The 13,284-nt window shown below is 68.8% G+C and carries 8 protein-coding genes; 6 read left to right on the top strand and 2 right to left on the bottom strand.

The features are described from left to right. The first annotated feature begins 695 nt into the window (after positions 1-695). The 5 genes from pdhA to DIZ26_RS34360 all read left to right on the top strand — a co-directional run bounded on the left by pdhA (position 696) and on the right by DIZ26_RS34360 (position 7,774). A complete protein-coding gene (gene pdhA, locus DIZ26_RS34380) occupies positions 696-1,859 on the top strand; it encodes a pyruvate dehydrogenase (acetyl-transferring) E1 component subunit alpha (protein ID WP_112248703.1) in 1,164 nt (387 codons plus the stop codon). A 1-nt stretch (position 1,860) separates the two neighbouring features. Further along, on the top strand, positions 1,861-2,838 hold the full coding sequence (locus DIZ26_RS34375; RefSeq protein ID WP_112248702.1) for an alpha-ketoacid dehydrogenase subunit beta: 978 nt from the start codon (positions 1,861-1,863) through the stop codon (positions 2,836-2,838). After that, a complete protein-coding gene (locus DIZ26_RS34370; protein ID WP_112248701.1) occupies positions 2,838-4,310 on the top strand; it encodes a dihydrolipoamide acetyltransferase family protein in 1,473 nt (490 codons plus the stop codon). Before DIZ26_RS34375 ends, DIZ26_RS34370 begins: the two co-directional genes overlap by 1 nt. A gap of 154 nt (positions 4,311-4,464) precedes the next feature. Further along, positions 4,465-6,882 carry an NPCBM/NEW2 domain-containing protein gene (locus DIZ26_RS34365; RefSeq protein WP_232828809.1) on the top strand — a complete coding sequence of 806 codons (2,418 nt, stop codon included), beginning with the start codon at positions 4,465-4,467 and terminating at the stop codon, positions 6,880-6,882. 58 nt (positions 6,883-6,940) lie between these two features. Continuing rightward, on the top strand, positions 6,941-7,774 hold the full coding sequence (locus DIZ26_RS34360) for a DMT family transporter (RefSeq protein WP_198676413.1): 834 nt from the start codon (positions 6,941-6,943) through the stop codon (positions 7,772-7,774). 40 nt (positions 7,775-7,814) lie between these two features. On the opposite strand, the gene DIZ26_RS34355 is transcribed toward DIZ26_RS34360, so the two are convergent. Next, complete coding sequence (locus DIZ26_RS34355; protein WP_112248699.1) at positions 7,815-9,161, bottom strand: serine hydrolase domain-containing protein; 1,347 nt, start codon at positions 9,159-9,161, stop codon at positions 7,815-7,817. Between the two features lie 132 nt (positions 9,162-9,293). Here DIZ26_RS34355 and DIZ26_RS34350 point away from each other — a divergent pair, with 132 nt between their 5' ends. Beyond that, positions 9,294-12,527 carry an ATP-binding protein gene (locus DIZ26_RS34350; protein ID WP_198676412.1) on the top strand — a complete coding sequence of 1,078 codons (3,234 nt, stop codon included), beginning with the start codon at positions 9,294-9,296 and terminating at the stop codon, positions 12,525-12,527. A gap of 1 nt (position 12,528) precedes the next feature. On the opposite strand, the gene DIZ26_RS34345 is transcribed toward DIZ26_RS34350, so the two are convergent. Further along, positions 12,529-13,155, bottom strand: a complete 627-nt coding sequence (locus tag DIZ26_RS34345; protein WP_112248697.1) for a TetR/AcrR family transcriptional regulator — start codon at positions 13,153-13,155, stop codon at positions 12,529-12,531. Positions 13,156-13,284: the final 129 nt, after the last annotated feature.

Raw genomic sequence — 13,284 nt, 5'->3', positions numbered from 1 at the left:
GCGGTGAGGGCGGGGAGGGGCGGTGAGGGCGGGGTGAGGCGGGACGGGCGGTGAGGGCGGGGAGGGGCGGGGTGAGGCGGGACGGGTGGTCGGGTGAGGGAGGAGGCGGGGGGAGCTGGGACGGGCGGTGGGTGAGGCTGGAGGCGGGGCCATGTCGAAGTCGCGCTGGGTGGGTCGCGCGGGCGGGAGAGGTGGGGTGAAAAAAGGAGGCAGGGCGGTGCGGGGTGGGTGGTGAGGGATGGTTGGGGGTTGCTGAGGGTGGTGGGGTGGGGGCGGGTGGTGATTGCCGCTGGGGGGTGGACCAGTTTTGGAGTGGTACGGCGGGGATGCACAGGGATCGGTACGAAGCTGTGACGGAAGTCGCAGGAATGACCTTGGTGGTGTTACACCGGGGTGATTCGAGCGTGCGGGCGCCCCGGGATGAGACCACTGGTTGGACTGGTGTCTCACCGCTGGACGGCTTTGCGTACCGGCGTACAAGTCGGCGTCCAGACAGTTAGCGGATCAGCAACCTCATCGGTACGGTGTCCGGCAAGATGGGCAGTGATACCAGTGAGGAGGTTCACTGCCATGCGGTGTGCATCAACCCTGGATCCACGCGGTCCTAACCCTCGAAGCCTCACCCGGCTGGATGGGCCGGGACCCGTGCAACGTTGCGGTCGCGGCGATCCCGCGCTCGAACCCGAGGAGTGCATGTGAGTGAGTCGGTGCCGGGCCTTGCCCCGGAAGTGTTCGCGCCCGTCGAGGCGCCGGTCAGTCCGTCCCAGGCCTCCGAGGAGGTCGAGTTCGTCCAGCTGCTGACGCCCGAAGGTGAGCGCGTCGAGCATCCGGACTACTCGTTCGACCTCGACGACGAGGCGATCAAGGGGTTCTACCGGGACATGACCCTGGTCCGCCGGATCGACACCGAGGCGACTGCGCTGCAGCGTCAGGGTGAGCTCGGCATCTGGGCCTCGCTGCTCGGCCAGGAGGCCGCGCAGATCGGCTCCGGCCGCGCCCTGAACAAGAAGGACATGGTCTTCCCGACGTACCGCGAGCACGGTGTCGCCTGGTGCCAGGGCGTTGACCCGCTCAACCTGCTCGGGCTGTTCCGCGGCGTCGACCAGGGTGCCTGGGATCCGCGGGACAACAACTTCCACCTGTACACGATCGTGATCGGCGCCCAGACGCTGCACGCAACCGGGTACGCGATGGGCCAGCAGCGCGACCACGCGGTCGGTGACGCCGACAACGGTGAGGCGACGATCGCGTACTTCGGCGACGGCGCAAGCAGCCAGGGCGACGTGAACGAGGCCTTCATCTACGCCTCGGTGTTCAACGCGCCGGTCGTCTTCTTCTGCCAGAACAACCAGTGGGCCATCTCGGAGCCGATCGACCGGCAGACCCGGATCCCGCTGTACCAGCGCGCCGCCGGCTTCGGGTTCCCCGGCGTTCGCGTCGACGGCAACGACGTGCTCGCGACGTACGCCGTCACCCAGCAAGCGCTCAAGCGCGCTCGGGAGGGCAGCGGTCCGACCCTGGTCGAGGCCTACACCTACCGGATGGGTGCGCACACCACCTCCGACGACCCGACGAAGTACCGGCTGTCCGAGGACCTGGAGTACTGGAAGCTGAAGGACCCGATCGAGCGCGTGAAGGCGTACCTGGCCCGCTCCGCCGGCGTCGACCACGACTTCTTCGACGAGATCGAGGCCGAGGCCGACCAGATCGCCGCCAAGCTGCGTGAGGGCTGCCTGTCGATGCCCGATCCGACGCTGACGGACTTCTTCCAGCACGCGTACGTCGAGCAGACCCCGCAGTTGGTGGAGCAGCAGGCGCAGTACGCCGCCTATGCCGCCTCGTTCGAAGGGGAGCACTGAGATGGCGAAGATCAGCCTCGGCAAGGGCATCAACATGGGCCTGCGGGCCGCCATGGAGAAGGACCCGAAGGTCGTCATCATGGGTGAGGACATCGGCAAGCTCGGCGGCGTCTTCCGGGTCACCGAGGGTCTGCAGAAGGACTTCGGCGAGGACCGGGTGATCGACACCCCGCTGGCCGAGTCCGGCATCATCGGTACCGCGGTCGGCCTGGCGCTGCGCGGGTATCGCCCGGTCTGCGAGATCCAGTTCGACGGGTTCGTCTTCCCGGCGTACGACCAGATCATCAACCAGGTCGCCAAGATGCACTACCGGTCGATGGGCAAGCTGAAGATGCCGATCGTGATCCGGATCCCGTTCGGCGGCGGCATCGGCGCGGTCGAGCACCACTCCGAGTCGCCGGAGACGCTGTTCGCGCACGTGGCCGGCCTCAAGGTCGTCGCCTGTAGCGACCCGGTCGACGCGTACTGGATGATCCAGCAGGCGATCGCCTCCGACGATCCGGTGGTGTTCTTCGAGCCGAAGCGCCGGTACCACGAGAAGGCCGAGCTCGACGAGAGCGCCGACCCGGGGTACCCGCTGTACAAGGCGCGGGTGGTCCGCGAGGGCACCGACGCGACGCTGTTCTGCTACGGCCCGATGGTGAAGACGGCGCTGCAGGCGGCCGAGGCGGCGGTCGAGGACGGCCGCAACCTGGAGGTCGTCGACCTGCGCTCGATCTCGCCGCTGGACCTGCCGACGATCTTCGAGTCGGTGAAGAAGACCCGGCGCGCGGTCGTCGTGCACGAGGCGCCGTTGTCACTCGGCCCTGGTTCCGAACTGGCCGCGCGGGTGAGCGAGGAGTGCTTCTACCACCTGGAGGCTCCCGTACTGCGGGTCGCCGGGTACGACACTCCCTATCCGCCGTCGCGGATGGAAGAGGAGTACCTGCCCGACCTGGACCGGGTGCTCGATGGTGTCGACCGGGTGATGGAGTACTGATGGGCATCCAGCAGTTCCGCCTCCCGGACGTGGGAGAAGGCCTGGTCGAGGCCGAGATCGTCAGCTGGAAGGTCAAGGTCGGCGACACGGTCAAGCTGAACGACACGATCGTGGAGATCGAGACGGCGAAGTCGCTGGTCGAACTCCCGGTCCCGTACGCCGGTGTCGTCACCGAACTCCTCGTGCCCGAAGGCGAGACGGTCGACGTCGGTACGCCGATCATCTCGGTCCAGACGGCCGACGCGACGCCGGGCGACCTCGCTCCGGCGCCCACTGGCACCGGTGCCGAGGACATGGTCCCGTCGATCCCCGACGGCGACGAGATCGAAGCCGGCAAGATCGGCGGCGCCGCTCCGGGTGGCCGGACGGCGGTCCTGGTCGGCTACGGCCCGAAAACCACCGAAGCAAAGCGCCGCCCGCGCAAGGGCGGGGCTCCTACGTCGCCCGGCGCTGCTGCTCCTGCGTCGCACGCTGCTGAAACTGCGGTGGCGCCGCAAGCCGCGCCTGCAGGTGGTGCCGCGCCTGGCTCGGCTTCGCCATCGCCGGCACTCGCCGGACCCTCCGCCTTCCCTTCGGTTGCCGAAGGCAACCGTGGGTCTGTGCATGTGCTGGCCAAGCCGCCGGTGCGGAAGTTGGCCAAGGATCTGGGGATCGATCTGGCTGAGGTGACCGCCTCCGGGCCGGGTGGGGTGATCACTCGGGCGGATGTCGAGAACCACACGGCTGCGGCCGTGACGTCCGTAGTACCGGCTGCTGCTCCTGTGGTCAGTGCGCAGGGGGACACCCGGATTCCGATCAAGGGTGTGCAGAAGGTGATGGCGCAGGCGATGGTGAGCAGTGCGTTCACCGCGCCGCATGTGACCGAGTGGATCACCGTGGACGTCAGCGCCACGATGGAGCTGGTCGACCGGCTCAAGCAGGACAAGGCGTTCCGCGACCTCCGGGTCTCGCCGCTGCTGATCCTGGCGAAGGCGGTCACGCTGGCGGCTCGCCGTACGCCGATCATCAACGCGGCGTGGGACGAGGCCGCCCAGGAGATCGTGCTCAAGGGTTCGGTCAACCTCGGTATCGCCGCAGCCACCCCACGCGGGCTGATCGTGCCGAACATCAAGGGCGCCGAGTCGCTCACGCTGCCCGAGCTGTGCGCGGCGCTGAACAACCTGGTCGCCGTGGCCCGCGAGGGCAAGACGCAGCCGGCCGACCAGGCCGGTGGGTCGTTCACGATCACCAACGTCGGCGTGTTCGGCGTCGACGCCGGTACACCGATCATCAACCCGGGTGAGGCCGCGATCCTCGCCTTCGGCGCGGTTCGCAAGCAGCCGTGGGTGGTGAACGACGAGATCGTGCCCCGCTGGATCACCACACTGGCGCTGTCCTTCGACCACCGCCTGATCGACGGCGAGAAGGGTTCCACCTTCCTCGCCGACGTGGCCGGCATCCTCGAGGACCCCGCCCGCGCACTGATGTTCTGACGGGTCAGGCGAACACCAGGAACCCCGGGCGATCCGCCCGGGGTTCCTGCACGTCGAGCGCTGGTTTTCGCGCTGATTGAATGTGTTGTCGCCTGCGCACGGCCCGCGTACGTTCCATCGCAGTGAGTGCCCGCCCACCCAGATGGAGTCCGCCGTGCGCCGACGTCTGCTTGCCGCCTTTCTCGGAATCGCCTTGTTCAGTGGGCTTCCCGCACTTCCGGTGCAGGCCGCGCCGGCCGCCGCGGCTGCCAAACCGAACCTCGCGCCGACGCCGCCGATGGGCTGGAACAGCTGGAACACCTTCGGCTGCGACATCAACGAGAAGGTGATCCAGGGCACCGTCGACGCGATGGTGTCGTCGGGGATGGTTGCGGCGGGGTACGAGTACGTGAACCTCGACGACTGCTGGATGGCGCCGCAACGTGACGCCGCCGGGCAGCTGACGGCGGACCCGCGGCGGTTTCCCCACGGAATCAAGGCGATCGCCGACTACGTCCACGCCAACGGTCTCAAGCTCGGCATCTACTCGTCCGCCGGTTCGTACACCTGTGCCGGCCTGCCCGCGAGCCTGCACCACGAGACCGTGGACGCGCAGACCTGGGCGAGCTGGGGTGTCGACCTGCTCAAGTACGACAACTGCGGCGACCACGACGGCATGTCGGCCCAAACCCGCTACCGGACGATGAGCGACGCGCTGGTCGCGAGCGGCCGCGACATCCTCTTCAGCATCTGCGAATGGGGTCAGAACCAACCCTGGTTGTGGGCCTCGGAGGCAGGCGGTCATATGTGGCGGACCACCGGCGACATCGCCAACAACTGGCCGAGCGTGATGTCACTGCTGGACCAGCAGGTCGGGCTCGAGGCGTACTCCGGACCGAACCAATGGAACGACCCCGACATGCTCGAGGTCGGCAACAGCGGCCTGACCGACGGCGAAAGCCAGGCGCACATGAGCCTCTGGTCGATCCTGAACGCGCCGCTGATCGCGGGCAACGACCTTCGCAACATGCCCGCGACGACGCGGGATCAGCTGACCGACCCGGACGTCGTCGCGGTCGATCAGGACTGGGCCGGCCAGCAGGGCAAGAAGATTCGCGACGACGGCGACCTCGAGGTCTGGTCCAAGAAGCTCTCCGACGGCTCCGCCGCGGTCGTGCTGCTGAATCGATCGCAGAGCCTCGCCACCATCAGTACGACGGCCGGCGCACTCGGGCTCGGCGCCTCCTCGACGTACACGGTGAAGAACTTGTGGACCGACGCCGTACGGGCTTCAGGCGGGACGATCCGCGCGCAGGTGGCATCGCACGAGGCCGCGATGTTCAAGGTGACGCCGGGTGCTTCGGTCGGCCTGGCGCCACTGGTCGTGGTGGAGGCCGAGCCCGTGAAGCCCTACGTCTCCACGGCTGGGCGAGTCGACGTACGGGTGAAGATCAACAACGACGGCCCCGCTGCGCTGACGGCTGCGCAGCTTGCCCTGAATGCACCGAGCCCGTGGTCGACGACTCCGGCCGGATCGACGCAGTTGCCAACTGTCCCCGCTGGATCGACGGGTGTGGTGACCTGGCACCTCGCAGCCAGTCAGCCAGCCCTTGGACCGGTGGAGCTGACTGGGAGTGCTGACTGGACCTGGAACGGCAGCGTGCAGCACGCTTCGGGCGGAGGCGGCTTCACGGTGTCCGATCCGCCGCCAGTTGGTCGTACGACGCTGTCCGATCAGGCGTGGGTGTATTCGGAGAACTATTGGGGTCCGGTCGAGCGCAACCAGAGCGTGGGCGGTCAGGACTCGGGGGACGGCAAGCCGCTGACGGTCGCCGGCACGGTGTATCCGAAGGGACTCGGCGCCCACGCTCCTGGCCGGATCGGGTTCTTTCTCGACTCGAACTGCACCCAGCTGACCGTGGCGGGCGGCATCGACGACGAGGTGGGCGACCAAGGTCAGGTGCGCTTCGAGGTGTGGGGTGACGGGACCAGGTTGGCCCAGGCCGACGCGAGCGGCTCCGGTGGTGCCGTGACGCTGAACGCGAATCTGAGCGGTGTGGATGTACTGGAACTGCGGCTCGATCCAGGGGCGACGCCCGATTACGACCATGCGGACTGGCTCGATCCGCAGATCACCTGCCTCGGTACGCCGCCGCCGGCCGGCAAGTCCAAGCTCGGTGACCGGCCGTGGGTCTCCATGACGAACGGCTGGGGTCCGCTCGAGCGGAACCGCAGCGTCGGTGAGCAGGCTGAGGGCGACGGACAGCCACTCACGGTGGCCGGTGTGGTCTACCCGTCCGGTCTCGGCGGTCACGCGAACGGCGCAGCGAGCTTCTACCTCGGCAAGCAGTGCAGCAGCTTCACCACGTCGGTCGGCATCGACGACGAGGTAGGCGACCGCGGGCAGGTCCACTTCGAGGTCTGGGGTGACGGCACCCGCCTGGGCCAGGCCGACGCCACCGGAGCCGGTGGTGCTGTTGCGATCAACGCGACGGTCACCGGCGTCGCGGTACTGGAGCTACGTCTCGATATTGCCGGTAGCCCCGACTTCGACCATGCCGACTGGCTGAATGCGGAAGTCACCTGCAGTTAGCTCTTCCACGGTCAGGAACTCGGTGGTGGTTGCCCCCCTGCTCGTACAGGGTGGTGGGGTGACGGTGTTGCTGGCGGTGCTCGGTGCGGCGGTGCTGCACGCGGCGTGGAACGCGATGGCGCACGGCGTACCGGATCGCCTTGGTGGGTTCGCGCTGCTCGCGTTGTCGTCCGGCGCGTGTGCCGTCGTCGCGATCGCGATCACAGGGCTGCCACCGGCGAAGGCGTGGCCGTACATCATCGCTTCGGTGGTGGTGCATCTTGCGTACTACGGCGGGTTGGTCATGTCGTACAACCTCGGTCAGTTCAGCCAGGTCTACCCCCTGGCGCGCGGTACGTCGCCGTGGGTGGTCGCGGTGGTCGCGGTCGTGGTGCTCAACCAGCACCTGATGCCGCTGGAGTTGGCCGGCGTACTGCTCATCTCGGCCGGCCTGATCGCCCTGGTCTTCATCGGCGGCCGCCCAAAACGCCACCAGGCGCCTGCTTTGCTCGCCGCGTTCGGCACCGGCCTGCTGATCGCCGCCTACACGGTGGTCGACGGAGTCGCCGTCCGCAAGGTCCCGCTCGCGTCGTACATGGGCTGGACCTTCACCCTCCAGAATGCCGTCCTGATCCTCTTCGTCCTCTGGCGACGGGGCTTGAGCTTCCTCCGGGTAGAAAAGCGCTACCTGTACGCCGGCCTCGCCGGCGGCCTGGTCTCGCTCGCCGCCTACAGCCTCGTCCTATGGGCCCAAACCCGCGGAGCCCTAGCCGCCGTCGCTGCCCTCCGCGAAACCAGCATCATCTTCGGCGCCATCATCGGCGCCCTCTTCTTCGGCGAACGCTTCGGCCCCAAACGAGCCCTGGCCGCCACCGTAGTAGTAGCCGGCATAACCCTCATAACCCTCGCCTGACAGCAGCCTCGGGCACGAGCTGCGTGGGCGTCGTGCGGGGTTAGTGGTGTTGGCCGAAGGCTAGGGGTTGGCGGGTGCAGAGGTAGGTGGCCCAGTGGAGGGTGGTGGGGTCGCCGGTCGAGTCGCGGGTGATGCGGAGGAGTTCGCCGGTTTCGCGGCCGGAGACTGTGCGGTAGAGGTCGGCGGAGATGCGTTCGAAGACCGCGGGTCCCTTGTGGGCGGGGGCTCCTGGGGCGGCGGCTTCGAGGCGGCCTTCACGGACCGAGAAGACGAACGGCTGGCCCTCGGTGAACCAGGTGCCGAGGACGCCGGTGAGTTCGTCGGGGACCGAGGTGCCGGGGATCCACGGCTTGGGTGGCAGCGGGTCGTCGTCGAGCACCTTGATCGCCAGGTCGGTGGCGAGGCCGGCCGGGTCGGGGGCGGAGGTGGTGTTCATGAGCGCGATCCCCGCAGTACCGGACGGGCGGTGCACGAAGCTGCCGGTGATGTGACCGGGCATGCCGCCGGTGTGGCCGACGAAGACGCGTTCGCCGAGGCGGAGCAGCATGAAGCCCAGGCCGAAGCCGAGTTGCCAGCGGTCCACGTCCGCCATGATTTGCGGCTGGCACATCTCGTCGATCGTGTCCTTGGAGAGCACCTCGTCGACCGGATCGGCGATGAACGCCATCCACTTCGCCAGGTCCTCGGCGGTCGAAGCGAGCCCGCCGCATGCGTCCATCGCGCCGAGGCTGAGCAGCGGCTCCCGCACGGGCACATCGGAGAACGGCGGAACGTAGTACCCGGTGGCGGCCGGCCCGCCGTCCATGCCGACCGTCGTACGGCGCATCTCGAGCGGCTGCAGGATCCGCGCCTGCACCGACTCGTACCACGATCGGCCGTCGAGCCGGGCGACGATCTCGCCGAGAAGCGAGTAGACCAGGTTCGAGTAGTGGAACCGGTGGTGCGGCTTGCCGATCCGCTCGGCCTCGTTCCAGCCCGCAACCAGTTGCTCACGGTCCGGGAACTTCATCTGGTCCCAGACGTCCCCGACCGGTTCGCGCTGCATCCCGCTGACATGGCTGAGCATCTGCCGGATGGTGATTCCCGCGTGCTTGCTCTCGGGCACGAACTGCTCGAGCCGGTCGTCGAGGCTGAGCTTGCCCTCGTCGCGCAGCGCCATGATCGCGACCGCGGTGAACGTCTTGCTGTGCGAGGCGATCAGGTACTGCGTATCCGCGGTCGGCGCCACTCCCGGCGTCTCGAGATCGGCGGATCCCGCGCCGCCGGACCAAGCCAGTGCGCCTTCCCGTACGACGGCGCCCACCAACCCGGGCACGCGATGTTTGCTCTGACGCTCGGCGAGGATCCGGCTCAGATCGGACTGGGTCTTGGCGGCGATCTCGGTCACCCGGCCGACAGTAATGCACGACCCGGTCGGTGCTGGAAGGTGTCGGCATTCATGCCGGCCGGATCGGGGAGATGACAAAAGACAGGGGAGATGGGGCGGGTGGTGTGGGAGGCTGGAGGGGTGCGCATAGCGGTGCTTGGGCCTCTCGCGATGTGGGCGGCCGACGGTAACCCGCTGGACGTCCGCGGACTCCGGCTGCGCGGGCTGCTCGCGCGGCTGGCGCTGGACGCGGGGCGCCCGGTCGGGATCGACACCCTCGTCGACGGGTTGTGGGGCAGTGAGGCGCCGAGCGCCAACGCCCTGCAGTCGTTGGTGTCGCGGCTCCGGGCGAGTCTGCCGGTCACCGAGTCGAGCATCTCGGTGCAGTCCGGGCCGGCCGGATACACGCTGACGATTCCGCCGGAGTCGGTCGACGCGCTGCAGTTCGAGGATCTTCTACTCCGTGGTCGCCGGCTGCTCACCAGCGACCCGGCGCAGGCGAGGGCCCTGCTGACTCAGGCCGAGCGCCTCTGGCGAGGTGACGCGCTCACGGATCTGCGCGATCTCCCGTTCGCCGGGATCGAGGCCGACCGTCTCGCCGAGCTGCGACTGGGCGCGGCCGAGGACCTCGCCGAGGCCGCCGTGACCAGCGGCCACGCACGCGACGTGATCGCGGAGCTGGAGCGCCTCGCCCTCGCCCAGCCGCTGCGCGAACGCCTGCACGAACTGCTGATGAGAGCTCTGTACGCCGATGGTCGCCAAGCGGAAGCGCTCTCGGCGTACGAGCGGGTCCGGACCACGCTCGCCGAGGAGCTGGGTGCCGATCCGGGCACCAGGCTGCGCGAACTGCATGTCGCAGTACTGCGTGGGGACGTGATCGACCCGGCTGCTGTCGTCGCTGTGCCGACGCCGGTGCCGTCGGCGCCGAAGAGCAACCTGCGTGCGCCGCTGACCAGTTTCGTGGGCAGGTCCGACGATGTCGCGGAGCTGACCAGGCTGCTCACCAACGGCACGCGGCTCGTCACCATGGTCGGTCCTGGTGGTGCCGGCAAGACTCGGCTGGCGACCGAGACCGGGCGCTCACTGCTTGAACGCGGCAGTGATGGGATCTGGTTCGTCGAACTCGCTCCGCTCGGCGATGCGGCCGATGTCGCGCCGGCGATGCTGAGCGCGCTGGGCGCCAGCGAGTACGTGGACAGCATCAAGACCTCGCTGACTCCGACTCACCTACCTGCCAGCCGGGCCGCGACCGAGCGGCTGGTCGAGGTGATCGCCGATCGCCGCGTGCTGCTGGTGCTGGACAACTGCGAACACCTGGTCCAGGAAGTGGCCGGGCTGGTCGATTCGCTGCTGGCCGTCTGCCCGCGGCTCCGGGTGCTGACGACCAGCCGCGAGCCGCTCAGTATTCCCGGCGAGCACTTGCACCAGGTCGGCCCACTCGGGTTGCCGCCGGAGGACAGCGAGACCGACGCCTACCCGTCGATCCAGCTGTTCGTCGACCGCGCCCGCGCAGTACGGCCGGACTTCGCCGTCACCGACGAGAACCGGCAGGCGATCGGGGAGATCTGCCGACGGCTGGACGGGATGCCGCTGGCGATCGAGTTGGCCGCGGCCCGGTTGCGTGCGTTGTCCCCGGAGCTGATCGTCGAACGGCTCGCGGACCGGTTCAGGTTGCTGACGAGTGGTTCCAGGACGGCGCTGCCCCGGCATCAGACTCTGCGGGCCGTCGTCGAGTGGAGCTGGGACCTGCTCGACTGCGACGAGCAGGCCGTCGCCCGCCGACTGGCACGCTTCTCCGGTGGCGCGACGCTCGAAGCCGCCGAGCAGATCTGCAGCGGGCCAGGCATTCCCCCCGAAGCGGTGCTCGGTGTGCTCGCATCCCTCGTCGACAAGTCGCTGGTCGAGGCGGTCGCGGGTGAACGCTCGGTGCGCTACCGGATGCTCGAGACGGTCAAGGCGTACGGCGCTGAGCAGCTCGCCGCATCCGGTGAGCTCGACCAGGTGCGGAAGGCCCACACGCAGTACTTCGTGGACCTCGTCCGCCAGGGGAGCAAGGAGTTGCGGACCGGTTCGCAGCTGCAGTGGATCGCGAGGTTCGACGCCGACAACGAGAACCTGCTCGACGCACTCCGGACCGCGGTGGATCTAGGTGACGCGGACACCGCGATCGGTCTGGTCTCGGTTCTCGGCGAGTACTGGAACATGCGGGGCCGGCCGGCAGAGGCGGTCACGTGGTTCGAGGCAGCGCTGGGCGTGCCGGGTCCGACCGACCCGCTGGTCCGCGCCTACACGCTGATGATGTACGCCCTGGGCACCTTGTCGTCCGGTGGCGATGTGGCAGTGTCGTTCCCCAAGGCCATCCGTGGGCTGGCCCGCGTGCGGCTGCTCGCCCGCCGGCATCCCGTCGTCGCGGAAGCCGGTGTCGGTCGCTTCACCAACGCGATCTGGGCCGCGATCCGCCGCGACAAGGCCGGCTGCTTCCGGGAACTCGACGAGGCCCGGACCCACGACGACCCGTGGACCCGGAACATGGCCGTGATGATGTCGGCGATGTTCCGCGAGAACGAGGGCCAGGTCGACCAGATGGCCGCCGACCTCACCACCGCGCTGGCCGGTTTCCGGGCGCTGGGCGACCGGTGGGGTACTTCGCTGGCGCTGCGCGGCCTGGCGAGTCACCAGGGCACGGTGGGCGACTACCGGGGCGCGGTCGACTCTCTCGAGGAGGCGCTGAAGCTGACCAACGAGCTCGGTACCACCGAAGGGCTGTCCCAGCTCCTCGGCCAGTGCGCGATGTACCGGCTCGAGCTCGGTGACGAAGAGGGAGCAGTCCAGGACCTGCAGCGCTCGCGCCAGCTGGCCGAGGAGACCGGCAGCCGTGGCGGCGAGGGCATCGCGATGCTCGGGTCGGCCGTGATCGCCCGTCGCGCGGGCCGGCTGGACGAGGCGCTGGAGCTGGCGCAGGCGGCGTACGGAACCCTCGATCTCAAGGCGGAGCGGATGGCCCCGCACGGCCAGGCGATGATGCTCGGTCAGCTGACCCGGGTCCGGGTCGCCCGCGGCGAGCTCGCGGAGGCGCGCGAGTACGGCCGGCAGGCGGTCGAGCTCGCGCTCGGTACCGAGGACATGCCGCTGGCCGCGGGGATCGTCGAGTGCTGGGCCGAGGTCGAACTGCTCGCGGGCGACGCCGTGCAGGGTGCCCGGGCGCTGGGCATGGCCGGGGAACTGCGTGGCCTGCGGGCCGTCGGCGACACCGACGTACGCCGGTTCCAGGAACGGGTCCGCGAGGCGCTCGGAGCCGACGGATTCGAGGCGGCCTATGAAGCAGGCGCCGCACGGACCCGCACGGAAGCCTTGGCCGAGCTCCGGGCCCGGGTCACGCCGGCCTGAATCAGTTCACCATCAACGACACGGCCAGGTCGCGGAGCGCCCCGGAGATCTTCGCCTCCGGCGGCCGCGGGTCGGCGAGCATCCAGTCGTACACGACGGTGTTGACGGCGCCGATGAAGCACAGTCCGACGAACCGGAAGTCCCTCGGCTCGATCTCCCGGCGGGCGACCGCGGTCTCGCCGACCTGCACGACGCTGGAGATCAGCAGCTCCCGGAAGGCGATCCGCTGCTCCTCGACCGCAGGGCTGATCCCGACCACCTCGACGAACGAGATCCGGGCGCGGCGCGGATCGGCCATGATGGTCTGCAGATAACCGTCGACTGCCGCCACGATTCGCTCCCGGACGGGCGCGTCGGCTGTCGCGGCCAGCGCCTCACCCGTACTGCGGACGCCCACCTCGATGAGCTCGGCGTGCACCGCGAGCAGCACGGCCTCCTTGTTCCGGAACTCGTGGTAGAAGTGCCGCGTCGACACTTTCGCCTGTGCACACAGGCGTTCCACCGAGGTCGCGGGATAGCCTTCGGTCCCGAACAGCTCCAGCGCGGCGTCCAGCAGACGCTCCCGTCGTGCCGCCTTCCACTCGTCGACCGAGCGCCCGGAGTAACGGCGTACGGAGGGTTCGCTCATTGCACCTCTTGTCGATACCCCGTGCCTGAACTCTCGTCATCTTAGCCAGACCGACTCCCGATTTCTGACCAGTTTCCAAGCGAAAACTCCACCTTTCGCTTGCCCTGCAAGAGATCGGGCCCATCCGGC

It is taken from the genome of Kribbella monticola, from assembly GCF_003261635.1.
GTDB lineage: Bacteria > Actinomycetota > Actinomycetes > Propionibacteriales > Kribbellaceae > Kribbella > Kribbella monticola.
This window is presented reverse-complemented; position numbering and strand designations above follow the sequence as displayed.

What these genes read in the sequence shown, in the direction of transcription:
- DIZ26_RS34375 (WP_112248702.1), top strand. Translation starts at nt 1,861, where the DNA reads ATGGCGAAGATCAGCCTCGGCAAGGGCATCAACATGGGCCTGCGGGCC.
- DIZ26_RS34345 (WP_112248697.1), bottom strand. Translation starts at nt 13,155, where the DNA reads ATGAGCGAACCCTCCGTACGCCGTTACTCCGGGCGCTCGGTCGACGAG.
- DIZ26_RS34370 (WP_112248701.1), top strand. Translation starts at nt 2,838, where the DNA reads ATGGGCATCCAGCAGTTCCGCCTCCCGGACGTGGGAGAAGGCCTGGTC.